Consider the following 23,158-nt stretch of genomic DNA (forward strand, 5'->3'; position numbering starts at 1 on the left):
GCCGGTTATCGCCAGGCACAGGTTCCGACTCACATAGCGTAGCAGGGTTGAACGTCGATCACGTTTCGCGAGACCAAAGCCGCTTGAACCATAGAAGCGCACCGTTGATGGCCAGCCGCCATGCGACGCGTTTTTCTGCCTGCTCTTTTGTCGCATGGACAAAAGAGTAGGTCGCCGGCTACGCCGGCGAAACAGCGGCGCCCGCCAAGAGCGACACGACATCAAAACTTATGCCTGACCCCCGCCATCACCCCCAACCGACTCCCATTCCCATACGTATTCCCACTGTTATTAAACGCAGGCGCGCTGTTAAGCGCGATCCACGCCCCCTGCAGATGCGTGTAGTCGACTTCCAGATAAATATCCGTCCGCTTGCTGAAGCTGTAATCCAGCATCCCCGCCGTAGTCAGCCGCTTGCCGCTCTGCCCGGCGTGGCGCAGCCAGTCATACTGAAAAGTACCGATGAACGCGAGCGCATCGTTCAACGCAAACCGCGTACCCACATAGCCAACATTGTTCCGATAGTCCGCCACATCCAGATGGTTGTTGGTATAGCCGAGGTAATACTGCGACCGCCCGGCCTTGTACGTGCCACCAAGCCCCCACACCGTCTGCTTGCTGGCCTGCGCCGCAGGCACGGCGCCGAAGAACGCCGACGATACGTTGTAGGTCTGCTGATACACCGCACCGACTTCGATCGGCCCTGAGCTGTAGACCAGCGAGCCGGCCGCGGCCGAGCTGTTCTTCACGCTGCCGGCGACCTCGCCGAATGTGTAGGCACCCGCAATCTGCAGGCCCCCGAAGCTCTTGATGTACTTGACGGTGTTGTCATACCGCAGGCCGGTGTAGTTGCCGCCCTGGTAGCCGACGATCGAGTTGTTGGCGAAGGCCATCGCTTCGTACGACGACAACACCTCATGGGCCAGCGTGTATTGGCGCCCCAGCGCCAGCTTGCCGAAGTCACCCTCCAAGCCCACGACCGCGGTACGCCCAAACAGGCGACCGCCTTGCTGGCTGGTGCCGGTGTCGGGACTGAAGCCGGATTCGAGGATGAACCACGACTTCAGCCCGCTGCCGAGATCCTCGGTGCCGCGCAGGCCCCAGCGGCTGCCGGTCAGGACGCCGTCGGTCATCTGGACTCTGCCGTGGCCCGCGGCATCTTCGTTGGTGCTGTAGCGGATAGTGGTATCGATCAGGCCATAGAGCGTGACGCCGGTGGTGACGGGGGTGGTCTGGGCGATTGCCCCCGCGCTGCCCGCGCCGAGCGCGAGCAACGTGATCAGTTGCTTCTTCATGGTGTGTTGGATGTCCCGCTGTAGTGTGGCTCGAATGCCTTTTTGTCGTCAGGCGTGTTGCAAGGTGTTGGGGGCTGGCGTGTGGCTCAGTGCTCGGGCACCTTGCGCGGCGCGGTCAGGAACATCCAGGTCAGCGCGATGAAGTACGCGCAGGGGATCATCGTGAAGAGCACGGCGTAGTTGTTGTGCGTGGCCGTCAGGACATAGCCCACGAGCTGGGTCATGAACATGCCGCCGACTGCGCCGATCATGCCGCCGAAGCCGAATACCGAGCTGACCACATGCTTGGGCGTGTAGTCCATCACCATGCTCCAGATATTGGCAGTCCACGCCTGGTGCGCACCGATGGCGACCGATATCGCGGCGACGGCCGTCCACAGGCTGCTGGCGCCGGCGGCGAACACGATCGACGTGATGCACACCGCGAAGATCAGCATCGAGAGCAGCCGAGCGCGGACCGCCGCCATGCCGTGGCTGATGAGCCACGACGACAGGGCGCCGCCGCCCACGCTGCCGATATCGGCACACAGGTAGATGACGATCAGCGGGATGCCCATCTGCGTGACGCTGATGCCGAGCTGGTACTGCTGGTTCAGGAACGGCGGCAGCCAGTACAGGTAGAACCAGAACACCGGCGCGGTGATGGCATAGGCGAAGGCGAAGGCCCAGGTGCCGCGCATGCGCAGGATCTTCGAGTACGGGATGCGCTGCGGCGCGGGCTCGACATCGCGGCTGACGTGTGCGAGTTCCGCTTGCGTGACCGTGGGATGCTCATCGGGGTTGTGGTACTTGATCATCCAGAACACGAGCCAGAGCGCGCCCATCGCACCGACGATCAGGAACGCGGCCTGCCAGCCCCAGGCCTGCAGGATCAGCGGCAGCATGATCGGTGTGAGCATGGCGCCGACGTTGGTGCCGGCATTGAAGATGCCGGTCGCCACGGCCCGTTCGCTGGCCGGGAACCACGTGCGCGTGGTCTTGACGCAGGCCGGGTAGTTGGCGGCTTCAGTCAGGCCGAGGAAGAAGCGGCAGATCATGAAGCCGACGGCGGAGGCCGCCAACGCGTGCGCGCCGCAGGCAATGCTCCACAGCAGCACGGCCAGCGCAAAGGCGCGCTTGACGCCGACCATGTCGATGAAGCGGCCCTGCAGTGCAAAGCCGATGGCGTAGCCGACCTGGAACCAGAAGTTGATGTTGGCGTAGTCCTGGGCGGTCCAGGCCATGGCCTTGGCCAGCACCGGCTGCAGCACGCCGAGCGCGGCGCGGTCGACGTAGTTGAGCGTGGTGGCAAAGAACACCAGCGCGAGCATGCCCCAGCGCACCTTGCCGAGCGCGAACCCGGCGCGGATCTTGTCAGCCAGGGAGTGGCCGGGCACGGCGGTGGCCGGGATCTCCTTGTGAATCGTGGTCATTTGTTTGTCTCCACCATTGGATGCAATGTGCTTTCCGGTATGCCCTGTAGCGCCTGGACAGGCTGGCAACCGGTCTTGTTCGTGGCGGGAGTGCGCAGGCGCGGGGCCGTCGCGTCTTCCCGCGCTGTCTATCAGTATTTAAGGCGAGCCACGGCGCGCAGCGCTTCCGGCGTAGCGGTGCCGAAGCCGAAAAACTCCAGGTATGCGGGAATCATTTCGAACAGCATGTCGGTGCCGACCTGGACCTTGCAGCCGCGCGCGATGGCGGCTTCCAGGAACGGCGTGTATTCGGACTTCATCACCACTTCGCCGACCATCGCGCCCGCATCGATGCGGGTCACGTCGAACGGCAGCGCATCGCCGGGGTTCATGCCGAGCGGGGTGGCGTTGACCACTACGTCGTAGCCGGCCGGGTCGGCCGAACCGGTGGTGACGCGCAGCGCCGGGTAGTGCGCGAGCAGGCGGTCACGCAGTGCGAGCGAGGAAGCCTCGCGTGTATCGAACAGTGCCAGTTCGGCCACGCTCGCTGCGGCCAGCGAAGCGGCGATCGCGCTGCCTACGCCGCCGCTGCCCGACACCATGGCGCGCGCGCCTTCGAGTCGGCAGCCCTTGCGCTGGATGCCGCGCACGAAGCCCGCGCCGTCGAACTGGTCGCCGACCAGCTTGCCGTCATCGCGCAGCAGCACGGCGTTGCAGGCACCGGCGATGCGCGCGGTCGGCGTGAGTTCGTCGACCAGTTCGATGGTGGTGACCTTGTGCGGCATGGTGACCAGCGCACCGCGGATATTGCTCAGGCGAAACAGCGAGCGGAAGAACACGGGGTAGTCGTCGGGCTTCACGCCCATCGGCACCACGACGGCGTCGATGCCCTGCTGTTCGAACCAGGGGTTGTAGATCATGGGCGCCTTGAATGACTCCGTGGGGAAGCCAAGGTGCGCAATGAGGGTGGTCTTGCCGTTGATCATGATGTTCCTGGGGGCGGAGGAATCGGGTCGGCGTGGATGCGTGGTCCGCGCCTGGCGGGGAATGTCTCGATGACCGGAGATTAGTGGCCCGTGAGCCGGGAACCAAGCGACGTAGTCCGCATAAGGCGCGATTAGCGAACGCATGTGGGCGATCAGGAAACGCACTGCGGGTTTCTACGGAGGGCGGTGGTTGCCATGCGCGATGCGGCAGGCGGCGGGCACATTGCTATGATCGGACGACCTTGCCGCCGGCCCTGTCGCATTGATTGTCCGGGCGGCCTGCCACACAGCCCCACCATCACAGGAGCCCCGACATGAGCGCCGCTGAAGCCTGGGACAACCCGCTGGGCATCCAGGGTTACGAGTTCATCGAATTCGCCTCGCCGGATCCCGCCGCGCTCGGCCGCACCTTCGAGCGTTTCGGCTTTGCGGCCATTGCCGAGCACCGCCACAAGGCGGTCAGGCTCTACCGCCAGGGCGAGATGAATTTCATCGTGGACGCGGAGCCCGATTCCTTCGCGACGCGCTACGCGGCCGAGTACGGCTTGTCGATCTGCGCCGTCGGCATCCGCGTGAACGATGCCGCCGCGGCCTACGCGCGCGCGCTCGACGCCGGCGCGTGGCCGTTCGAAGGTGGCACCGTGGGTCCGATGGAGCTGAACATCCCGGCCATCCAGGGCATCGGCCAGTCGGTCATCTATTTCATCGACCGCTGGCGTGGGAAGGAAGGACGCCCCGGCGATGTCGGCGACATCTCGATCTATGACGTCGACTTCCGTCCCATGCCGCAGGGCAACCGGCCGGGCGACGCGGGCCTCGTCCGAGTCGATCACCTGACGCAGGCGGTCGAGCCCGGCCATCTCGAGGAATGGAGCGATTTTTACCGCAAGGTGCTTGGCTTCCGGGAAATCCACGAAGTCCATCCCGACTGGCAGGTGGCCAGCGACGCGTGCGTGCTGCTGTCGCCGTGCGGGCAGATCCGGATCCCGCTGTACGAGAAGGGGACGCCGCGCCACGACCGCATGCGCCATTACCTGTCGGACCCGCATGGCGAGGGCATCCAGCACATCGCGCTGGCCACGGATGACCTGGCGGCCAGCGCCGCGGTCCTGGCAGCCAGTGGCGTGCAGTTCGTGCAGCCGCCGGCCGCTTACTACGGCACGCTCGATGGGCGCCTGCCGGGGCATGGCCTCGATCCCGCCACACTGCAGCGCTACGGCATCCTCGTGGACGGCACCGTGCGCGCGGATGGCGGGCAGGACCGCTTTCTCCAGGCCTTTGCAAAGCGCGAGGCGGGCGAGTTCTTCTTCGAGATCGTCCAGCGCGACGGTCACCACGGTTTTGGCGAGGGCAACCTGGCTGTTCTGGAATCGTTGCCGGGGCAGTGAGCCGGACCGGCTTCGGAGGCCCCTCGCGGCCGGCCGCGCCTGATGCTGCCCTTGGCGCACTGCGGTCGCATGGACCCTTGCTTAGCGCATCCTAAGCAATACGTCATGGCATGGAAAATAACATCTGGCGTTATTTCCATGAAATTTAGGCATGTACCGGCAACGCTGCGATCGCACGACGGCAATAAATTGCGTGTGTGCAGCAAATTCTGCCGCGCTGCTGCGGCGTGTATCCCGCGTGCACAAGTTTTCCTCGAATTTGCACTTCGCTCCAGCGTAATCCACTCTCCGGGTGGCTGTCCACGACGCGCCCGCGCGACGGGTTAACCCGGATTCTTGGCTCCGAGCCCTCGCACCTAAGATCGGTTCCATTAACGAACCTCGGTTCGCTATAAGAACAAATGGCGGGCTGCCGAGACAGCGGCCGAGCCGATTTCCTGAATCAAACGGAGACAAACCGTGCCCCAGCCCCAACCCGCCAAAGGCGACGTCATCGACGTCCAGGCTCTGATCGACGAGCGGCCGTTCACCGGCTACCAGTGGCTGATCCTGATCCTGTGCTTCCTGATCGTTGCGGTCGATGGTTTCGACACAGCGGCCATTGGCTATATCGCGCCGGCGCTGGTGCAGGACTGGGGTATCCAGAAGTCGGAACTCGGCCCCGTCATGAGCGCCGCGCTGTTCGGCCTGGCCTTCGGCGCCATCTTCGCCGGTCCGCTCGCTGACCGCGTCGGCCGCAAGCGCGTGCTGGTGCTTTCGGTGTTCTTCTTCGGCCTGTGCAGCGTGGCCACAGCCTTCGCGCCAAGCCTTGGCTGGCTGACGGCGCTGCGCTTCCTGACCGGGCTCGGCCTTGGTGCCGCCATGCCGAACGCGGTGACGCTGACCTCCGAATTCGCTCCGCAGCGCCGCCGCGCCGTGCTGGTCAACACCATGTTCTGCGGTTTTCCGCTCGGTTCCGCCGTGGGCGGCTTTGTCGCGGCGGCGATGATTCCGCACTACGGCTGGCACAGTGTGCTGCTGCTCGGCGGCGTGCTGCCGGTCGTGCTGGCCGTGCTGCTGGTGTTCCTGCTGCCGGAATCGGTGCGGTACATGGTGCTGCGCAGCTACCCGGTCGAACAGATCGGCAAGGTGCTGCAGCGGGTCACGGGTGCGGCCACCACGGCGACCGGCTATGTCATCGGCGAGCAGGCCCCGGCCACGCGCTCGCCCATCGGCACGGTGCTGTCGCCCGGCTATCGCCTGGGCTCGGCCATGCTGTGGAGCACCTACTTCATGGGTCTCGTCATCTTCTACCTGCTGACGAGCTGGATGCCCACGCTGATGAAGGACGCGGGCTTCACGATCGAGCGTGCCTCGTTCCTGACCGCGCTGTTCCCGCTCGGCGGCGGCATCGGCACCATCGCCGCTGGCTGGTTCATGGACCGCTTCAATCCGAACAAGGTCATTGCGTTGACGTATGCCGCGACAGGCGTGCTGATCTACGCGGTCGGGCAGGGCACCGGCAGCCAGGTGCTGCTCGGCGTACTGATCTTCCTGGCCGGCACGGCAATGAATGGTGCCCAGTCGTCGATGCCGTCGCTCGCCGCGGCGTTCTATCCCACGCAGGGCCGTGCGACCGGCGTGGCGTGGATGCTCGGCATCGGCCGCTTCGGCGGCATCACCGGCGCGCTGCTCGGTGCGGAACTGCTGCGCCGGCAGCTGGGCTTCGACATGATCTTCACGTTGCTTGCGGTGCCGGCGTTCCTGGCAGCGATTGCGCTGATGGTGAAACACTTCGGCGGCCGTCCGGCAGGGACCACCGAGACGGGTGGCCGGCCCGTGGCCACTCACTGAGACGGGAGCGGTTGTCCGCGACGCGGGGCATCGGGATGCGCCGCCGCCCGGATGCAATCGGCCAGCGCCTCGGCCATCGGCGTGAGAGTGCGGTCCTTGTGCCGCAGCAGGCCAACCGGCTCTTCGGTGCCGAGGGTGTCGATGGGCAGTGCTACCAGCCCGCCTTCATCCATGGCGCGTCGCGTGGCCGACATCGGTGCGGCCCAGACGCAGTCGCTCTGTTCCGCCAGCAGGCGCCCCAGATACGCATCGGACGTCTCCACGCAGCCATCCGGCAGGCGCAGGCCGTGGCGAGCCAGCAGGCTTTCGGTGTTGTGCCGCGGAATCGACCCCGCGGCAGCAATGACCAGCGGCCACGCGAGGCAATCGATCAGCGTCGGGCGCGAATCCTTCGTCAGCGCATGCCCGGGCCGCACCGCCAACACCAGCGAATCGGGCCCCAGCGACTCGAACCACAGGCTTTCCATCGCGACCGGATCGTCCATGCGGCCGATCACGAGATCGAGCACGTCGGCCTTGAGCTGGTCGATCAGGTTGCGATTCATGCCGGTACGCACATCCAGCCCGACCTCCGGATACGTGGCGCGAAAGCGCAGCACGGCATCGGTCAGCACGGCCGGCACCACGCTCGGCAGCGCGCCGAGGCGGATACGTTCATGCGTCTTCGCGCTTTCGCCCGTGACGCTGCCGGCGGCGGCGTCAATATCGGCCAGGATGCGCAGCGCATGCTGCAGGAAACGCGTGCCCGCAGTGGTCAGCTCGGTGCCGGCGCGCTGCCGTACGAGCAGCCGCGTGCCGGCCAGTTCTTCCAGTTCGCTCAGGGTCTTGGAAACCGCTGGCTGTGTCAGCCCGAGGCGGTCCGCGGCGCGGCCCAGATGCTGGGTTTGCGAGACCGCGACGAAGCAATAGAGATGCCGCAGCCGCACGCGGTTACGGAAGATGTCCTGCGCGGCCTGCTCTTGCCGTTCCATATCGAAAATTCATCGTAATCGCTCAATAACTCAATTTACATGACTTTGGGTGTGTCTTAAAGTCATTCCACCCCCTTACAACACGGAGACGAAGCATGCAGCGCCTCGCCCAGTACCGTCGCCCCTATTGGGACACCCAACCCGAGTACCGTTTCGACCCCTATGCCTCGACGGTACTGCGCTCGCCGGCGCTGCCGCTGGTGCAGATTCCGCAGTCGCTGTCCGAAGTGACCGGCCCCACGTTTGGCGCCGAGTTCGTGCGCGCCGGCGACAACGACCTGACGATTGGCAATGGCGGCGATCCGCTCGGCGAGCGCATCCTGGTGACGGGCCGCGTGCTGGACGAGAACGGCCGTCCGGTCCCGAACGCGCTGATCGAGGTCTGGCAGGCCAACGCAGCGGGCCGCTACACGCACAAGCGCGACCAGCATGACGCGCCGCTCGACCCGCATTTCTCGGGCGAAGGCCGCACCGTCACCGATGCCAACGGCCGCTACCAGTTCAAGACCATCAAGCCCGGTGCGTATCCCTGGCGCAATCACCACAACGCCTGGCGGCCGCAGCATATCCACTTCTCGCTGTTCGGTAACGCCTACGCGACGCGCCTGGTCACGCAGATGTACTTCCCCGGCGACCCGCTGCTGGCGTTCGACCCGATCTTTAACTGCGTGCCCGACGAGAAAGCGCGCAACCGCCTGATCTCGACCTTTGACTGGGAAACCACGCAGCCCGAGTACGCGCTCGGTTACCGTTTCGATATCGTCCTGCGTGGCCGCGATGCCACGCCGATGGAGTAAGAGCATGCTGTACGCCACCGCTTCGCAAACTGTCGGCCCTTACCTGCATATCGGCCTGACCGGCCTGAACTGCGCCGACCTCACCGCTGACGCACCGGAACTGGCCGGCCAGCGCATCGTCATCGAAGGCCGCGTCGTCGACGGCACCGGCGCGCCCGTGCCCGACGGCATGGTCGAGATCTGGCAAGCCAACCCGGCCGGCCGCTACCGCCATGCCGAAGATGCGCGCGAACTGCCGCTGGTTGCCGGCTTCACCGGCTTCGGCCGCGTGCCGACCGCCGAGGACGGCTCGTTCCGCTTCGTCACCGTGAAGCCGGGCGTGGTGCCGGGCGCGGACGGCAAGCCGCAGGCGCCGCACATCATGGTGTCGGTGTTTATGCGCGGCCTGGTCAAGCACGTGGCCACGCGCGTCTACTTCCCGGACGAGACCGCTGCCAATGCCGCCGACGGCGTGCTGGCACTGGTGCCGGCGGAGCGCCGCGGCACGCTGATCGCTACCGCGCAAGGTAATGGCACGCTGCGTTGGGACGTGGTGCTGCAGGGGGCGGGTGAGACGGTGTTCTTCGATATCTGACGCTGCGCGCATAATCGTGCCGTCGCCAATGTCGTGACGGCACACCCACTACGCCCCCCAATGCCAAGCTCGACCCGCCTTACCGATCCGATGTTCGGCAGCCCGGCGGTGCTGGAGATCTTCTCCAATACCGGCACCGTGCGCTGCATGCTTGCCGTCGAAGCGGCACTGGCCCGCGCCGAATCACATTGCGGCGTGATTCCCGTCGCCGCGGCCACTGTCATCTCCGAAGTCTGTTCGGACGTCTCAGTCATCGATCTCGATGCCTTGGCCCAGGCCGCCGTTTCAGCGGGCAATCTCGCCATTCCCTTCGTCAAGCAGCTCACTGCCGCCGTGGCGGCGCGCGATGCCGAGGCTGCGCGCTTCGTGCACTGGGGCGCCACCAGCCAGGACATCATCGACACCGCACTGGTGCTGCAGCTTGGCGAGGCCCTGCCGCAGCTTCAGGCGGCATTGCTCGCGCTTGGCAATGCCTGCGCCGGCCAGGCCACGTCGCATCGCGACACGCCGATGGTCGGCCGCACGTGGCTGCAGCACGCGTTGCCAACGACGTTCGGCCTGAAGGCTGCGGGCTGGCTCGATGCACTGCGCCGAGACCTGCGCCGTCTCGATGCTGCACGCGATCATAGCCAAGCGCTGCAGTTCGGCGGCGCAGCCGGCACACTCGCGAGCCTCGGCAAGTCCGCGCCGGACGTGGCGCGTGCGTTGGTCAGTGAACTGAACCTGGAGTTGCCCGCGCTGCCGTGGCACGCGCATCGCGACCGACTCGTGGAAACTGCGACCGCGCTGGGCATGCTCACCGGCACGCTCGGCAAGATGGCGCGCGATATCTCGCTGATGATGCAGACCGAAGTCGCGGAAGTGGCCGAGCCATCCGGCCCCGGCCGCGGTGGCTCAAGCACCATGCCGCACAAGCGCAACCCGGTCGGCTGCGCCGCCGTGCTGACCGCGGCGGTACGTGTGCCGCCGCTGGTCGCGACGATGCTGTCGGGCATGGTGCAGGAACACGAACGCGCGCTCGGCGGCTGGCAGGCCGAGTGGGACACGCTGCCGCAGGTCGTCGCGCTTGCCGCCGGCGCCTTGCGCCAGATGGGCGAGGTGGTCTCGGGCCTGCAGGTCGACGCCGCGCGCATGCGCGCCAATCTCGACATGACGCATGGCCTGATCCTCGGCGAGGCGGCCATGCTCGAACTCGGCGGCCGCATCGGCCGGCTCGAAGCGCACCATGTGGTCGAGCGCGCATCGCGCCGCGCGGTGGCGCAAGGCACCACGTTGCGCGATGCGCTGGCACAGACGCTTGCCGAGAATCCGTCGCACGCCAGTCTGCTTGACGATGCCGCGCTCGACAGACTGGCGGATCCGGCCAACTACGCCGGCCAGTCCGCTGCATTCGCCGATGCCGCCGTGCAGGCCTGGCATGCGTCGCTGGCGCAGCGGCAGCAGCGCTGAACACAACACGCCCCCCAAGGTTTCCAGGAGACCGCATTGCCTTACCTCGACCATGCCGGCGCCCGGCTTTACTACACCGTGGACGGCCCCGACAACGCGCCGGCCATCCTCTTCTCCAACTCGCTCGGCACTGACCACACCATGTGGCAGCCGCAGGCGGACGCCCTGGCCGGACGCTTCCGCGTGGTGCGCTACGACACGCGCGGCCATGGCCGTTCCACCGCGCCGGGCGACGCCTTCACCATGGATCAGCTTGGCGGCGATGCCATCGCTATCCTGGAGGCGCTCGGCATCGCGCAGGCGGTGTTCTGCGGCGTGTCGATGGGCGGCCTGACCGGCATGTGGCTGGGCGTGCATGCGCCCGAGCGCTTCCCGAAGATCGTGCTTGCCAACACCGCCGCGAAAATTGGCAATGCGGATGGCTGGAACTCGCGCATCGAAGGCGTGCTGCGCAACGGCATGCGCCCCATGGTGGCGCCTTCCATCGAACGCTGGTTCACCCCGGGCTTTGCCGCCACGGCAAGCCGAGCCATCGACCCGCTGCTCACAGTGCTGGGCGGACTCGATCCGCGCGGCTATGCCGCCAACTGCGCCGCGGTGCGCGACGCGGATTTCCGCGATGCCGTACGCACGATCCGCGTGCCCGTACTGGTGATCGCGGGCAGCGACGATCCATCCACGTCCGCGCAGGAAGGCCGCGAGCTTGCCGCCGCGATTCCCGATGCGCGCTTCGTCGAATTGCCTGCCGCACACATCTCCAACTTCGAACAGCCGGGCCGCTTTACTGCCGCGCTACTTGATTTCATCGTCGGCCGCCTGCCGGTCACCGATGATCACGCCCGCTATGATGCAGGCCTGTCCGTACGGCGCGACGTACTCGGCAGCGACCACGTCGATCGCTCGATCGCGCGCCTGACACCGCTCAATGAGGAATTCCAGAACCTGATCACCCGCTATGCATGGGGCGAGATCTGGACGCGCGAAGGGCTGCCGCGGCACACGCGCAGCCTGCTGACCATTGCGATGATGGTGGCGCTGAACCGCTCCGACGAACTGAAGCTGCACTTGCGCGCCGCCGCCAACAACGGCGTGACGCGCGACGAGATCAAGGAAGTGCTACTGCAGACCGCCATCTACTGCGGCGTGCCGGCTGCGAACTCGGCCTTCCATATGGCCGAGGAAGTGTTCGCCGCCATCGACGAGGCCAACCGCCGGCCGCAGGCCTGATCCATCCTATCGCGTTGCAAATGCCGGCAGCCGGGCGCGCCCCGACTGCCGGAACTCGGTCGGCGTCTGCCCGACCTGCTTCGCGAAGAAGCGTGAGAAATACGCCGCATCGGCAAAGCCGAGCGACAGCGCAATGTGCTTGACCTCGAGGTCGCTGAACAGCAGATCGCGCTGCGCCTGCGCCAGCACCCTGGCGTGGACCATCTGCAGCGCCGACTGCCCCGCCATCTGCCTGCAGATACGGTTGAGCTGCGTGCCCGTGATGCCGATGTCGCTGGCGTAGTCGCCAATCTCCCTTTGCTCGCGGTAGCCGGACTCCAGCAATTGCTGGAACTGCTGGAAGTGCCGCGCAGGCCGGCTGTTGCTGCGCGCCGCGGCGGGCGCCGACGCGTCCGCTAGACGAGCGATGCCGATCAGCACCACGGTCAGCAGAGCGGACAGCGCGGCACCGCGCCACGCGGACACGCTTTCCATTTCTCCCCTGAACAGTGACAGCGCATCGGCCAGCGGGTCGTCGCGCCGCACGCGGTCGTGGCGCGGGCGCTCGAACAGCGGCAGGGTATCGGGCACACCGGCCACCAGTGTGCGCAGGTGGCTGTCCGTCATGGTCACGACGATGCCATCGGTATCGGGCCGGAACATGAAGCCATGGATATGCTGCGGCGGCACGGTGACCAGCGAGCCGCCGCGCAACGCTTCGCGCCCGCCCTCGAGCAAGGCTTCCCCGCCGCCCGCATGGATGTACAAAATTTGCAGGAAGCGCTCGTGCCGGTGCGGCTGGATCTCCCAGCCGTGCAGCTTGCTGCGCTGCGCAATCGATTCAAAATGCAGCTGATCCAGTAGCGGCTCTGAAGAACTGGCGCCGTACAGCGAGTAAGTCGGGACGGATTTCACGGCGGGTTAGTGTTTACCAGTAATGTTCGAATTGTCCTGTTCTTGGTTCGGTCTGTCCATTCCGGAAAGCCACCCCGGCCGCTATCTTTTCTCCCATCAGAACAACGCTTACGGAGACAAAGCCATGCGCACCCAGGTAGCCATCATCGGCGCCGGCCCCGCCGGTCTTCTGCTCGGACAATTGCTCAGCCGCGCGGGCATCGACAACATCATCGTGGAACAACGCAGCCCCGAGTACGTACTGGGCCGCATCCGCGCCGGCATCCTCGAAAGCGTCACCGTGGACGCACTGGAACGTGCGGGCGTTGCCGCACGGCTGCATGACGAAGGCCTGCCGCATGCGGGCATCGAACTGTCGTTCAACGGCCAGCGCCATCGCATCGACCTGCAAGCGCTGACGGGCCGAACGGTGACGGTGTATGGCCAGACCGAAGTCACGCGCGACCTGATGGCCGCGCGCCAGGCGGAGGGCACCACGACCATCTACGAAGCCGCCGACGTGAGTCTGCACGGCTTCGACGGCACGCGGCCCTTGGTGCGCTACCGTAAGGACGGCGCCACGCATGAAATCGAATGCGACTATATCGCGGGCTGCGATGGCTTCCACGGTGTCAGCCGCCAGAGTGTGCCCGCGACGTCGACGCAGCTGTTCGAACGCGTCTATCCGTTCGGCTGGCTGGGCATCCTGTCGGACACGCCGCCTGTCGCCGACGAGCTGATCTACGCCAGCCACGAACGCGGCTTCGCACTGTGCAGCATGCGGTCCAAGGCGCGCAGCCGCTACTACGTGCAGGTGCCGTCGACCGAGCGCGTGGAGGACTGGTCGGACGAACGCTTCTGGGATGAACTGCGCAGCCGGCTGGATCCGCAAGCCGCCGAGTCGCTCGTGACCGGACCCTCTATCGAAAAGAGCATCGCCCCGCTGCGCAGCTTCGTGTGCGAGCCGATGCGTTTCGGCCGCCTGTTCCTGGCCGGCGATGCCGCACATATCGTCCCGCCGACCGGCGCCAAGGGCCTGAACCTCGCGGCCAGCGATGTGCTGTACCTCGCCGACGCGCTCACGGCGCGCTATCAGCAGGACGATGTGCGGGAACTCGACAGCTATTCGGAGAAATGCCTGCGCCGCATCTGGAAGGCCGAGCGCTTCTCATGGTGGATGACCTCGCTGCTGCACCGGTTCCCCGATGCCGACGCGTTCTCGGCCCGCATCCAGCAAGCCGAGCTTGATTTCCTGGTCAGCTCCGAAGCCGCCTGCAAGGCGCTGGCCGAGAATTACGTCGGGCTGCCGTACTGAGGCGCTGGCTCTTCATGCACCGGCGCATGCACCGGCGCCAATGCGTCGGACAGCACCGCGCCGACCATGATCACCGCGGGACTGGCCAGCCCCGCGTCGAGCGCTTCGCCCAGCGTGGCAAGCGTGCCGGTCCAGCACCGCTGCCCGTTGCCGCCTGCGTGCATGACGACTGCCGCGAGCGTGCCGGGCAGCATGTTTGCCGCCAGCAGCGCATCGCGGATTGCCGCGAGCCGGCTCATACCCATGTAGATCACCAGCGTCGTGCCGCTGCGCGCCAGCGCGCCCCAGTCAGGGCTGCCGTGATCACTCGTGTGCGCGGTCACTAAACTCACGCCATGGCAGTGCGCGCGGTGCGTCAGCGCCACGCCCAGCGCCTGCGCGGCGGCCTGTCCGCTGCTGATGCCATTGACGACCTCGACCGGCACACCATGCGCGCGCAGAAATGCCGATTCCTCGGCGCCGCGCCCGAACAGCAGCGGATCGCCGCCCTTCACGCGCGCGACCTCCTTGCCGGCCATGGCATGCATCAGCGTCAGTTGCAGGATGCGGTCCTGGCTCACCGAGCAGCGTCCGCCGCGCTTGCCGACCCATTCCACGTGCGTGCCCGGGCTGGCATAGCAGGTCATCTCCGGCGACACCAGGTCATCCACGAGCCAGACCTGCGCGCGCTCCAGCACGCGTGCCGCGCGCACCGTGACGAGTTCGGGGCTGCCGGGGCCGGCGCCGACCAGCCATACCTTGCCGGGCTTGAGGGGAGGGTTCATGGGGAGTCCATTTATCTTTCGTGGCGAGCGTCAGTGGCTGGTGCCGGACGAGCGAGTGGTCTTGTTGAATACGTTGTACTTGCCGATGGGCTTGTCCATCGGGATGCGCTTGACCTCGCGCACCGTGCGCGCGTCGTACACCACGATGGCGCCATCGCGCTCCATCACGCTGACCAGCGCATAGCGGCCGTCGCGCGTGAATTCCACATGGGCGGCGGTGCGGCCCGGGCTCGGCGTCACGCTGCCGGCCACGGCCAGCGTCTGCTTGTCGATCAGCTGCAGCGTGTCGCGCTTCGGGCTCATCATGGCATCGGCCCAGGCATAGGGCGTGTTCTCGTGGCTGCGCAGGAAGAAGCCCGGCCCGTTGGTCGGCACCGTGGCAACGGTCTGCCAGCTCTGCATGTCGATCACGCTGATGCTGCCTTGCTTCAGGTTGGGCGACGCCATGACCTCGTGACCGTCGCGCACCCACGTGATGCCGCTGCCGAGATGTGGCATGCCCGACAGCGCCAGGCCGGCCACCTTGCGGCCATGCGCGAGGTCGACGACCTGCCCGCCGCCATCCCGCGATGCGCCCAGGATGTGCCGGTATGACTGGTCGAAGTAGAAGTCGTCGAGTACGTCGTCCAGCGCGATCATCCTCGTTGCGGGCGCGGTGCCGGCTTTCATGCTGACGTAAGGGATCTCCCAGACCTCCGGAATGTCCTTGAGCGCGACGATGAAGCTGTGCCGCGGCGCGGCATCATAAACGGCCGATACCCGCGACGCCCGGCCGTTCCGGCCTTTGACGTCGATGACCGCGGCCAGCGCCAGGTCGTCGGCGCGCAGAAGCACCAGCGTCTGCGGCAAGGTGTTGCCGGCCAGCACCCACTTGCCATCATCGCTGACGGCCACATTGCGCGTGTTCAGGCCGACGCGGATCTCCGCCGTGAAGGTCAGGTTCCACAGGTCGTACTTGCTGACCCAGCCATCGCGGCTAGCCATGAACACATAGCGGCCGTCCTGGCTGAACTTCGGGCCGCCATGTAGCGCGAAACGCGTGCGGAAGCGGTGGATCGGCTCGAGGCGGTCGCCATCGAGCACGCTGATATGATGGCTGCCGGCTTCCACGACGAGAAACAGGTTGGCCGGGTCGGCCTTGAACACGGGCGTGGCGGGAAGGCTATCCGTCGCGGGGTACACGATATGACTAACGCGGATGTCGGCGGCAGCCCACGGCCGCGAGGTCGCGGGCCCGGTGCGCAACCATGCGGCGAGGTCCGTCAGTTTGGCGTTGTCGAGCTGGCCCGCAAAACCCGGCATCTGCGTAGCCGCCCGGCCTTCGCGCAGCACCGTGGCCAGCTCGGCCGGGCGCAGGCGCTCCAGGCTCTCGGGCAGCAGCGCGGGGCCCATCGCGCCAAGACGGTCGGCGCCGTGGCATGCGGCGCAATGCTGTCCGTATAGCGCGGCGGCGTCGACGGTGGCCGCTTGCCCGCCTATGGCCGCCGTCTGGCACACGCCTGCGAGCACGTACGCCGCCAGCCATTGCAGGAAGCGGTTCATGCGGCGACCTCCGCTCCGAGCGGCATGGCAAGCTCCTCGTCGGTCAGGTAGCAGCCGGGGTCTTGCGCCCATGGATTGCCGGTCACCGCGGCCGCGCGCACACGCGTATTGCCGTTGCAAATATCCACCTGCGCGCAGTTCGCGCAGCGCCCTTGCAGCGGACGCGGCGATGCCGCCAGGCCTGCCATGAGCGGATCGCTGCGGTCGGCCCAGATATCGCCGAACGCGCGCTCGCGCACATTACCGAGCGTGACGTGCCACCACATCGTGTCGGGGTGGACGTTGCCGAGGTTGTCGATATTGGCCACGCCAACGCCGGTCGCATTGCCGCCCCAGTTCACAAGCCGCCGGCGCATGTCGGCCAGCCGGTGCGGCTGGTGCCGCGCGATCCAGTGCAGCAGGTAGACGCCGTCTGCATCGTTATTGCCGGTGACGAAGTCCCCGGCATGGCCCTGGCGCGCGCGCTCCCAGACGTGGTCAAACAGCCAGTCAAGCGCGGCGCGCGTGGCCGCGTGACGCGCGTCGTCGCCACGGTGGCTGCGGCCGCGCCCCGCGTAGTTGAAGTGCGACAGGTAGAACTTGTCGATGCCTTCCGCTTCGGTAAAGGCCACCACCGCCGGCAGTTCGTTCGCGTTCTCTTCGGTCAGCGTCATGCGCACGCCTACCCGCAGGCCAGCGCTGCGCGCCGCGCGCAGGCCGGCGATTGCACGGCGGAAAGCATCGCCGCTGCGGCGGAAGCGGTCGTGTGTGTCCTGCATGCCGTCGAGGCTGACGCCGACATAGTCGAAGCCGCCCTCGGCTAGCCGCGCGGCGTGCGCGGCATCGAGCAATGTGCCGTTCGACGACAGCGACAAGTGGAAGCCCATCTCTCGCGCGCGCGCTGCAATCGTGTACAGATCCTCGCGCAGCAGCGGCTCGCCGCCGGACAGGATCAGCGCGGGGGCATGCGCTGCCTTGAGCTGCCCGAGCACATCCAGCGCTTCAGCCGTAGTCAGTTCGCCCTTGAAGTTGGTGTCGGCGGAGGTCGAATAGCAATGCTTGCAGTTGAGGTTGCAGCGCCGGATCAAGTTCCAGATGACGACCGGGCCGGCCGGCTTGCGCGGCGCGGGCAAGGGACCGCCATCGCGCAGCGCTTCCATGAATCGGGACAGGCGGAACATGATGACTCCCTTACTCGGTACGGGCCGGTGGCAGGCGCAGGCCGGTCTTCTTGAGGATGCGCGTGGACCACAACACGTCGTGCGCGCGGCAGGCGTCACCGAGCAACTGCGCAATGCGCGCCACGAGCGGTAACGCCTCTTCCCGCGTGCGGGCATGCGCCATGGCGAAGAGGTTGTACGGCCACAGCGGCAGGTTGCGCGGGCGCCGGTAGCAGTGGCTCACGAATGGCAGTGCACCGACCTGCTCGCCCAGCGCGTCGATGCAGGCGTCGTCCACATCCCACACAGTCATGCCGTTGGCACGCCAGCCCAGCGCATAGTGGTTCGGTACTGCCGCGATGCGGCGCAGCGTGCCGTTTGCCTGCATTGCCGTCAGGCGGGCAATGACCTCGGCTTCATCGATGCCAAGCTGCGTACCAACGGCGGCATAGGGCGAGCTGACAAGCGGAAGGCCGCCCTGCGTCGCGCGGATCAGCGCAAGGTCGATGGCATCGTGCGCGTAAGGTTCCATGGCGATTCACGCGGGCAGGTAGAGGTTGACGAAGTACTCGCGTTCCTTCGGGAACGGAAGGATCTCCACGCCCGCATCGCGGCCGATGCGCTGCAAGGCGGGGCTCACATCCTCGGCACGCTGCACCGCAAGCACGAACCACAGGTTCAGGTGATGCGAGCGTGCGTAGTGGTGCGCCACTTCCGGGTGCGCGTTGATCGCGTCGATCACGGCGTCAAGCCTGTCTTCCGGCGCGTGGCACGCGCACAGCACGAAGCGGCCGCCCGCGCGCTCGATCTGGTACAGCGGCCCGAAGCGCGTCAGGATTCCGGCGTCCAGCAGCGCCTGCAGGCGCGCGAGCAGTGTGGCCTCATCAACTTGCAGGGCTTCGGCCGCATCGGCATACGGCCGCGGTGTCAGCGCCAGTCCGTGCTGCAGGGTGTTGATGATGCGGCGGTCGAGCGCATCGGGGACGAAGGTCATGACGGCTCCTGCTGCGGCGCGTAGCGTGTGTTGCGCTGCTTGTAGCAGCGCGTGCCGACAAGGACGGCGCCCGGTAGCTGGCTGAGTCCTACCTGCTCGTTGATGCGTGCCAGCGCTTCGCGCGATGCTTGCGCGTCGCGCGCGTGAACCATCGCGAAGAGGTTGTACGGCCAGTCGGGAGCGCTGCGTGTGCGGCGATAGCAGAGCGTCACGCCCGGCATGCGCGAAAGGCGGATGCCAAGTGCGTCGACGCGGCTGTCTGGCACATCCCAGACGGACATGGCGTTGTGCTGGTAGCCGAAGCGGCCGTGGTGCAGGACCACCCCGAGCCGGCGGATTACACCGCTTTCGCACCAGTGCGCGAGCCGTTCGAGGATGCGATCCAGTGGAATGCGCGTACGCAGCGCGAGCGCGTGGAATGGCTGCGGCGCCAGCGGTAGGCCCGATTCGAGCGCTGCGATCAGCCGCCAGTCGTCGGCATCCGGCTGCACCGGGCCCGGCGTCCTGGTGGCGCGGCGCGGCTGGCGGGAACCGCTATCGCGCAGCGAAAAGCCAAGGTCGATGTGATACTCGCGCTCCATCGGCAGGTCCAGAGGGGTCAGGCCGGTCCTGGCTGCGATGTCGGCGAACACTGCGTCGAGCGCATCGCGGTCGCGCGCGCCCGCGACGAACCACAGGTTGTGGCGATGTCCGCGCCGTGCGTAGTTGTGGCTGATCGCGCTGCAGGTGCTCACGCACGCCGCGACGCGGTCCAGCTGCGCGGGTTCGACGGCCAGTGCGCCAAGCGAGCTGACGCCGATCACATTCGGCGCGAACACCGCGCCAATGCGGCTGATGCGTCCGGTGCCAAGATCGCGGGCGAGCAGGCTCAGCAGGTCGTGTTCGCAAAGGCCCAGTTCACCGGCCAGTTGGCGGTATGGGCGCGGATGCAGCGGCAGGTCGCGCTGGATCCGGTCGTAGAGCATGGCTTCGTCGTACATGGTTGCAATCGTTACATGCCGAAGCGCTGGGCGCGCACCGTGAAGAAGATGCCGCTCGGGTTATCGGCCGGCAGCGTAGCGAGCCGCGCGAAGGTGGCTGTGTCGTAGACCTCCACGCGGTTGTCGTCGCGGCACGACAGCCACACGGCTTCGCCCTTGGGCGTGAATTCCATGTGCAGCACGCCGCGGCACGGGCGCATGGTCCGCACGACCCGCCGCGTCGCGGTGTCGATGACCTGCACCGTGTCGTTGTGCGGGAAGGCGAAGTTGACCCAGACCTGCCGGCCATCCGGGCGCGCCATGACAAACACCGGCTGGCCGGCCAGCGCAACGCGTGCGGATTCCTTCCAGCCTTGCGCAGCGTCGGCGACGAGCACCTCGTGCCGTCCGATCGCGGGCAACCATGCCATGCCCTGTGCCATGCCCCAGCCGCGCAGGTGCGGCATCTTGTAGACGGGCAGCGGATCGGTGCCGCGGCCATAGCCGGACAGGATGCGCCGCGCCTCGGGCGGAGACTGCCACAGGTCGACCAGCGCCAGCCCGTCCTGGCCAAATAGGCCCGCGATGTACCAGCGGCCATCCGGCGTGACGAGCCCGTCGTACGGGTCGCGTCCGGCGTGCAGCCGCGTGACCTGCGGCTCGCGCGGGTGGTGGATGTCGATGATCCAGATCTCGCCCGATTCGAACAGGCTGGCGGCGAGCCTCCGGCCCGGCAGGTCGGCCAGGCCGACGACCTTGGAGCGCTTGCCGTCCATGCCAATGGCGGGAATGTCTGCCAGGGGTTCCAGCGTCGCCGCATCGAACAGCTTGATGCCCCCCGGCGCATAGTTCTGTGCCGCTACCACTCGGCCATCCTGCGTAATGGCGCCGCCGATGCTGTTGCCAGCCTGCATCACGCGATGCGTGACGCGCGCTTGCAGAAGGTCCACGCGCGACAATCCGCCGTCGCGCCCGAAGACGTAGGCAAAGCGGCCATCGCGCGAGAACACCACGCTCGCGTGCGACAGATCGCCCAGGCCGTCGACCGTCGCAAGCTGCGTCATGCCAGTGGTCTCCACGACCTGCATGCGGCCCGCGGCGCGTTCGATGATGACGCCGAGATCGCCAGTGCCGCGCGCCGGCGTTGCGCAACCGGCGAGCAACGCACCGGTCAGGAGAATGGGCAGCAGACACTCCAGTGCCTGCCGTGTGATCCGGGCTACCTGCCCGGAACGGCTGGTGCCTGGCCGGCCTGCAATCGTTCGATCAGCCATTGGGCTTCATCCTGCGTCATGAAAGGTTGCCATGGCGGCATGGCGGTGCCGGGGCGGCCCTGCAGCACGGTGGCCACCAGGCCATCGCGCGGCTTGCCTGTAAGCGCGGCGGCCGTCAGTGGCGAACCGAGCCCGCCTTGCAGCGTCATGCCGTGGCACGCACCGCAGTCATCGCGCAGCAGACGGGCGAGTTCCGCCTGCCGAGCCGGCAGCGGCTGGGCCGCCGACGTGCCCGCTGCGGCGAGCAGCAGGCCGAGCGCGATGCAGCGCGCCATGCCGGCTACAACGTCAGCACCCATTTGGCGAGCGTGTCGGCTTCGGCGTCGGTAACACGGTTGGCCGGCATCGGTACCGGCCCCCATTTGCCGCTGCTGCCCTTGAGGATGGACCCGGAAAGCTGGGCGGCGGCGTCCTTGCTGCCCTTGTACTTCGCGGCCACGTCCTTGAAGGCCGGACCGACGAGCCTCTTGTCGACGCTGTGGCAGGCCATGCAAGCCTTGCTCGCAGCGAGCTCGGGGCTCGCGTGCGCAGCCGCGGAAAGCAGCGCACAGGCGGCCGCGGCGATGGCGATTCGGATGGTTTGCATCTCTTGGCTCCGGTGGCGTGTGGTGCCGAACCACGTACATGGCTCCACACCGCACGCACGATCAGTAGATGTCGTGCTGCGTGTTGTAGGCGTTGAACTTGCCGGTAGGCGTGATCAGGCGCGGATCCTTGATCACCGTCTTGAGCTTGCGCGTCTTGTCATCGACGACGACCAGCGCAGACTCGCCATCCTTGGTGCCCCATACGGAGAACCACACCTCGTCGCCGGCCTTGTTGTATTCGGCCTGCACCACGCGCTTGGCGCCTTCGCCCTTCAGGTTGGCCCATTCGGCGACCGGCAGTACCTGGAAGCCTGCTTCCAGATTGCGCGTATCGAATACGGCCACCGACTGGTTGAGCTTGGCGTCGGGGTTCAGCGGCGTATCGACCCACAGGTTGGTTGACTTCGGATGCGTCTTGATGAACAGCGAACCGCCGCCCTGGCCCTTGACCGTCTGCACGACCTTCCATGCCTGCGCCTTGTGTCTCACGGGGTCGGTACCGATCAGGCTGATGGTCTCGTCGCCGAGATGGCTCGTGGCCCAGACCGGTCCGAACTTCGGATGGACGAAGTTCGCACCGCGGCCCGGGTGCGGCGTCTTGCCCACGTCGACCAGCGCAGCGAGCTTGTCCTCCTTGGTATCGACGACCGCGATCTTGTTCGAGGCATTGGCGGCCACCAGGAAGTAGCGGCCAGTTGCATCGAAGCCACCGTCATGCAGGAACTTGGCGGAGTCGATGGTCGTGGTCTTGAGGTTGTTCAGGTCCGCGTAGTTGACCATCATGATCTTGCCGGTTTCCTTGGCGTTGATCACGAACTCCGGATGGAAGTGGCTCGCGACGATCGAGGCCACGCGCGGCTCGGGGTGGTACTCGTTGTCCACGGTCATGCCGCGCGTCGAAACGACCTTGAGCGGCTTGAGCGTGTCGCCTTCCATGATCACGTACTGCGGCGGCCAGTAGGAGCCTGCCACGGCGTACTTGTCCTCGTAGCCCTTGTACTTGGACGTCTCCACCGAGCGCGCTTCAAGACCGATCTTGACCTCGGCGACGATGTCGGGCTTCGGCAGCCACAGATCGATCAGGTCCAGGCGTGCATCGCGTCCGATCACGTACAGGTAACGGCCCGATGCCGACATGCGCGAAATATGCACCGCATAGCCGGTCTTCACGATGTTGATGATCTTCTTGCTGTCGCCGTCGATCAGCGCGACCTCGCCGGCATCGCGCAGCGTGACCGAGAACAGGTTGTCCAGGTTGTACTGGTTCATCTTGCGCGCGGGACGCTTCGCCACGGGCACGATGTCCTTGCGGCTCTTCTCGATGTCCGCAAGCGAGAACTCCGGCGGTGTCGGCGGATCGAGCTGGATATAGCGGGCCATCAGGTCGACCTCGCTGTCGGACAGGTCCCCCGAAGTGCCCCAGTTCGGCATGCCAGCGGGGCTGCCGTACTTGATGAAGGTCTTCAGGTACTCGCTGCCGCGCGCACGCGTGATGTCGGGCGTCAGCGGCTTGCCGGTCGCGCCTTTGCGCAGCACGCCGTGGCAGCCGGCGCAGCGCTCGAAGTAGATTTGCCGGGCATGGTCGAACTCGGTGGGTGTCAGGGTAGGCGTCGCTGCCATCGGCGGCGTGGCAGATGCGGCTGCCGGTGTGTCTGCGCTGGCGTGGCTCAGCCAGAGAGTAAGCGGCAATGCCGCAAGCGCAGTGAACCTCCAGGATTTCGCTTTCATAGTGCTGTTCTTCAGCGAGTTGGGGAAAGCTGTCATGCCGGCCGTATTTTTTCGTGATGCTTGTTGCGCCGG

22 protein-coding genes are annotated in these 23,158 nt (G+C 66.5%); 7 read left to right on the forward strand and 15 right to left on the reverse strand.

Going from position 1 to position 23,158, the window contains the following annotated elements; all coding sequences use genetic code 11:
- Positions 1–221: 221 nt before the first annotated feature.
- The 3 genes from K2O51_RS08580 to K2O51_RS08590 form a co-directional block, all read right to left on the reverse strand.
- On the reverse strand, positions 222–1,295 hold the full coding sequence (locus K2O51_RS08580; protein WP_140949434.1) for a porin: 1,074 nt from the start codon (positions 1,293–1,295) through the stop codon (positions 222–224).
- An 86-nt stretch (positions 1,296–1,381) separates the two neighbouring features.
- The gene (locus K2O51_RS08585; RefSeq protein ID WP_011301144.1) at positions 1,382–2,707 is read right to left on the reverse strand and encodes an MFS transporter; all 1,326 of its coding nucleotides are present in this window, start codon (positions 2,705–2,707) and stop codon (positions 1,382–1,384) included.
- Between the two features lie 131 nt (positions 2,708–2,838).
- A complete protein-coding gene (locus K2O51_RS08590) occupies positions 2,839–3,672 on the reverse strand; it encodes a shikimate dehydrogenase family protein (RefSeq protein WP_220630072.1) in 834 nt (277 codons plus the stop codon).
- Between the two features lie 314 nt (positions 3,673–3,986).
- On the opposite strand from K2O51_RS08590, the gene K2O51_RS08595 reads away from it, so the two are divergent.
- Together K2O51_RS08595 and K2O51_RS08600 are read left to right on the forward strand one after the other, a co-directional pair.
- Complete coding sequence (locus tag K2O51_RS08595; RefSeq protein ID WP_220630073.1) at positions 3,987–5,060, forward strand: 4-hydroxyphenylpyruvate dioxygenase family protein; 1,074 nt, start codon at positions 3,987–3,989, stop codon at positions 5,058–5,060.
- Between the two features lie 459 nt (positions 5,061–5,519).
- The gene (locus tag K2O51_RS08600) at positions 5,520–6,893 is read left to right on the forward strand and encodes an MFS transporter (protein WP_220630074.1); all 1,374 of its coding nucleotides are present in this window, start codon (positions 5,520–5,522) and stop codon (positions 6,891–6,893) included.
- On the opposite strand, the gene K2O51_RS08605 is transcribed toward K2O51_RS08600, so the two are convergent.
- On the reverse strand, positions 6,887–7,864 hold the full coding sequence (locus K2O51_RS08605) for a LysR substrate-binding domain-containing protein (RefSeq protein ID WP_011301140.1): 978 nt from the start codon (positions 7,862–7,864) through the stop codon (positions 6,887–6,889). The genes K2O51_RS08600 and K2O51_RS08605 overlap by 7 nt on opposite strands.
- Before the next feature lie 95 nt (positions 7,865–7,959).
- On the opposite strand from K2O51_RS08605, the gene pcaH reads away from it, so the two are divergent.
- From pcaH to pcaDC, 4 genes are all read left to right on the forward strand, one after another.
- Positions 7,960–8,661, forward strand: coding sequence for a protocatechuate 3,4-dioxygenase subunit beta (pcaH, locus tag K2O51_RS08610; RefSeq protein ID WP_011301139.1), 702 nt, complete (start codon positions 7,960–7,962; stop codon positions 8,659–8,661).
- A 4-nt stretch (positions 8,662–8,665) separates the two neighbouring features.
- Entirely contained in the window at positions 8,666–9,235 is a 570-nt protein-coding gene (gene pcaG / locus K2O51_RS08615) for a protocatechuate 3,4-dioxygenase subunit alpha (protein WP_011301138.1), read from the forward strand.
- A gap of 90 nt (positions 9,236–9,325) precedes the next feature.
- On the forward strand, positions 9,326–10,684 hold the full coding sequence (locus K2O51_RS08620) for a 3-carboxy-cis,cis-muconate cycloisomerase (RefSeq protein WP_041680585.1): 1,359 nt from the start codon (positions 9,326–9,328) through the stop codon (positions 10,682–10,684).
- Positions 10,685–10,720: 36 nt separating this feature from the next.
- The gene (gene pcaDC / locus K2O51_RS08625; protein WP_140949438.1) at positions 10,721–11,911 is read left to right on the forward strand and encodes a bifunctional 3-oxoadipate enol-lactonase/4-carboxymuconolactone decarboxylase PcaDC; all 1,191 of its coding nucleotides are present in this window, start codon (positions 10,721–10,723) and stop codon (positions 11,909–11,911) included.
- A 6-nt stretch (positions 11,912–11,917) separates the two neighbouring features.
- Here pcaDC and K2O51_RS08630 read toward each other — a convergent pair whose 3' ends face one another.
- Positions 11,918–12,805, reverse strand: a complete 888-nt coding sequence (locus tag K2O51_RS08630) for a helix-turn-helix domain-containing protein (RefSeq protein WP_140949439.1) — start codon at positions 12,803–12,805, stop codon at positions 11,918–11,920.
- Between the two features lie 124 nt (positions 12,806–12,929).
- On the opposite strand from K2O51_RS08630, the gene pobA reads away from it, so the two are divergent.
- Positions 12,930–14,099 carry a 4-hydroxybenzoate 3-monooxygenase gene (pobA, locus tag K2O51_RS08635; protein ID WP_140949440.1) on the forward strand — a complete coding sequence of 390 codons (1,170 nt, stop codon included), beginning with the start codon at positions 12,930–12,932 and terminating at the stop codon, positions 14,097–14,099.
- On the opposite strand, the gene cobA is transcribed toward pobA, so the two are convergent.
- From cobA to K2O51_RS08685, 10 genes are all read right to left on the reverse strand, one after another.
- Positions 14,078–14,863, reverse strand: coding sequence for a uroporphyrinogen-III C-methyltransferase (gene cobA, locus K2O51_RS08640; protein WP_011301133.1), 786 nt, complete (start codon positions 14,861–14,863; stop codon positions 14,078–14,080). The genes pobA and cobA overlap by 22 nt on opposite strands.
- A gap of 30 nt (positions 14,864–14,893) precedes the next feature.
- Positions 14,894–16,405 (reverse strand): nitrite reductase, encoded by a 1,512-nt coding sequence (locus K2O51_RS08645; RefSeq protein WP_220630075.1) that lies wholly within the window; start codon positions 16,403–16,405, stop codon positions 14,894–14,896.
- Positions 16,402–17,565 carry a heme d1 biosynthesis radical SAM protein NirJ gene (nirJ, locus tag K2O51_RS08650; protein ID WP_220630076.1) on the reverse strand — a complete coding sequence of 388 codons (1,164 nt, stop codon included), beginning with the start codon at positions 17,563–17,565 and terminating at the stop codon, positions 16,402–16,404. Before nirJ ends, K2O51_RS08645 begins: the two co-directional genes overlap by 4 nt.
- A 10-nt stretch (positions 17,566–17,575) precedes the next feature.
- Positions 17,576–18,076, reverse strand: coding sequence for a siroheme decarboxylase subunit beta (gene ahbB / locus K2O51_RS08655; RefSeq protein ID WP_140949443.1), 501 nt, complete (start codon positions 18,074–18,076; stop codon positions 17,576–17,578).
- Positions 18,077–18,082: 6 nt separating this feature from the next.
- Positions 18,083–18,538, reverse strand: coding sequence for an Lrp/AsnC family transcriptional regulator (locus K2O51_RS08660; protein ID WP_220630077.1), 456 nt, complete (start codon positions 18,536–18,538; stop codon positions 18,083–18,085).
- On the reverse strand, positions 18,535–19,518 hold the full coding sequence (ahbB, locus tag K2O51_RS08665) for a siroheme decarboxylase subunit beta (RefSeq protein ID WP_220630078.1): 984 nt from the start codon (positions 19,516–19,518) through the stop codon (positions 18,535–18,537). Before ahbB (K2O51_RS08665) ends, K2O51_RS08660 begins: the two co-directional genes overlap by 4 nt.
- An 11-nt stretch (positions 19,519–19,529) precedes the next feature.
- Positions 19,530–20,771 (reverse strand): cytochrome D1 domain-containing protein, encoded by a 1,242-nt coding sequence (locus tag K2O51_RS08670; RefSeq protein ID WP_245001792.1) that lies wholly within the window; start codon positions 20,769–20,771, stop codon positions 19,530–19,532.
- Positions 20,717–21,046 carry a c-type cytochrome gene (locus K2O51_RS08675; protein ID WP_011301126.1) on the reverse strand — a complete coding sequence of 110 codons (330 nt, stop codon included), beginning with the start codon at positions 21,044–21,046 and terminating at the stop codon, positions 20,717–20,719. The genes K2O51_RS08670 and K2O51_RS08675 overlap by 55 nt, the downstream gene beginning before the upstream one ends.
- Before the next feature lie 5 nt (positions 21,047–21,051).
- Positions 21,052–21,357, reverse strand: coding sequence for a c-type cytochrome (locus K2O51_RS08680; protein ID WP_011301125.1), 306 nt, complete (start codon positions 21,355–21,357; stop codon positions 21,052–21,054).
- Positions 21,358–21,418: 61 nt separating this feature from the next.
- Positions 21,419–23,086: a nitrite reductase gene (locus tag K2O51_RS08685; RefSeq protein ID WP_140949446.1), complete on the reverse strand. Its 1,668-nt coding sequence runs from the start codon at positions 23,084–23,086 to the stop codon at positions 21,419–21,421.
- Positions 23,087–23,158 lie beyond the last annotated feature (72 nt).

This window comes from Cupriavidus pinatubonensis (assembly GCF_019602855.1).
GTDB classification, from domain to species: Bacteria; Pseudomonadota; Gammaproteobacteria; order Burkholderiales; family Burkholderiaceae; genus Cupriavidus; species Cupriavidus pinatubonensis.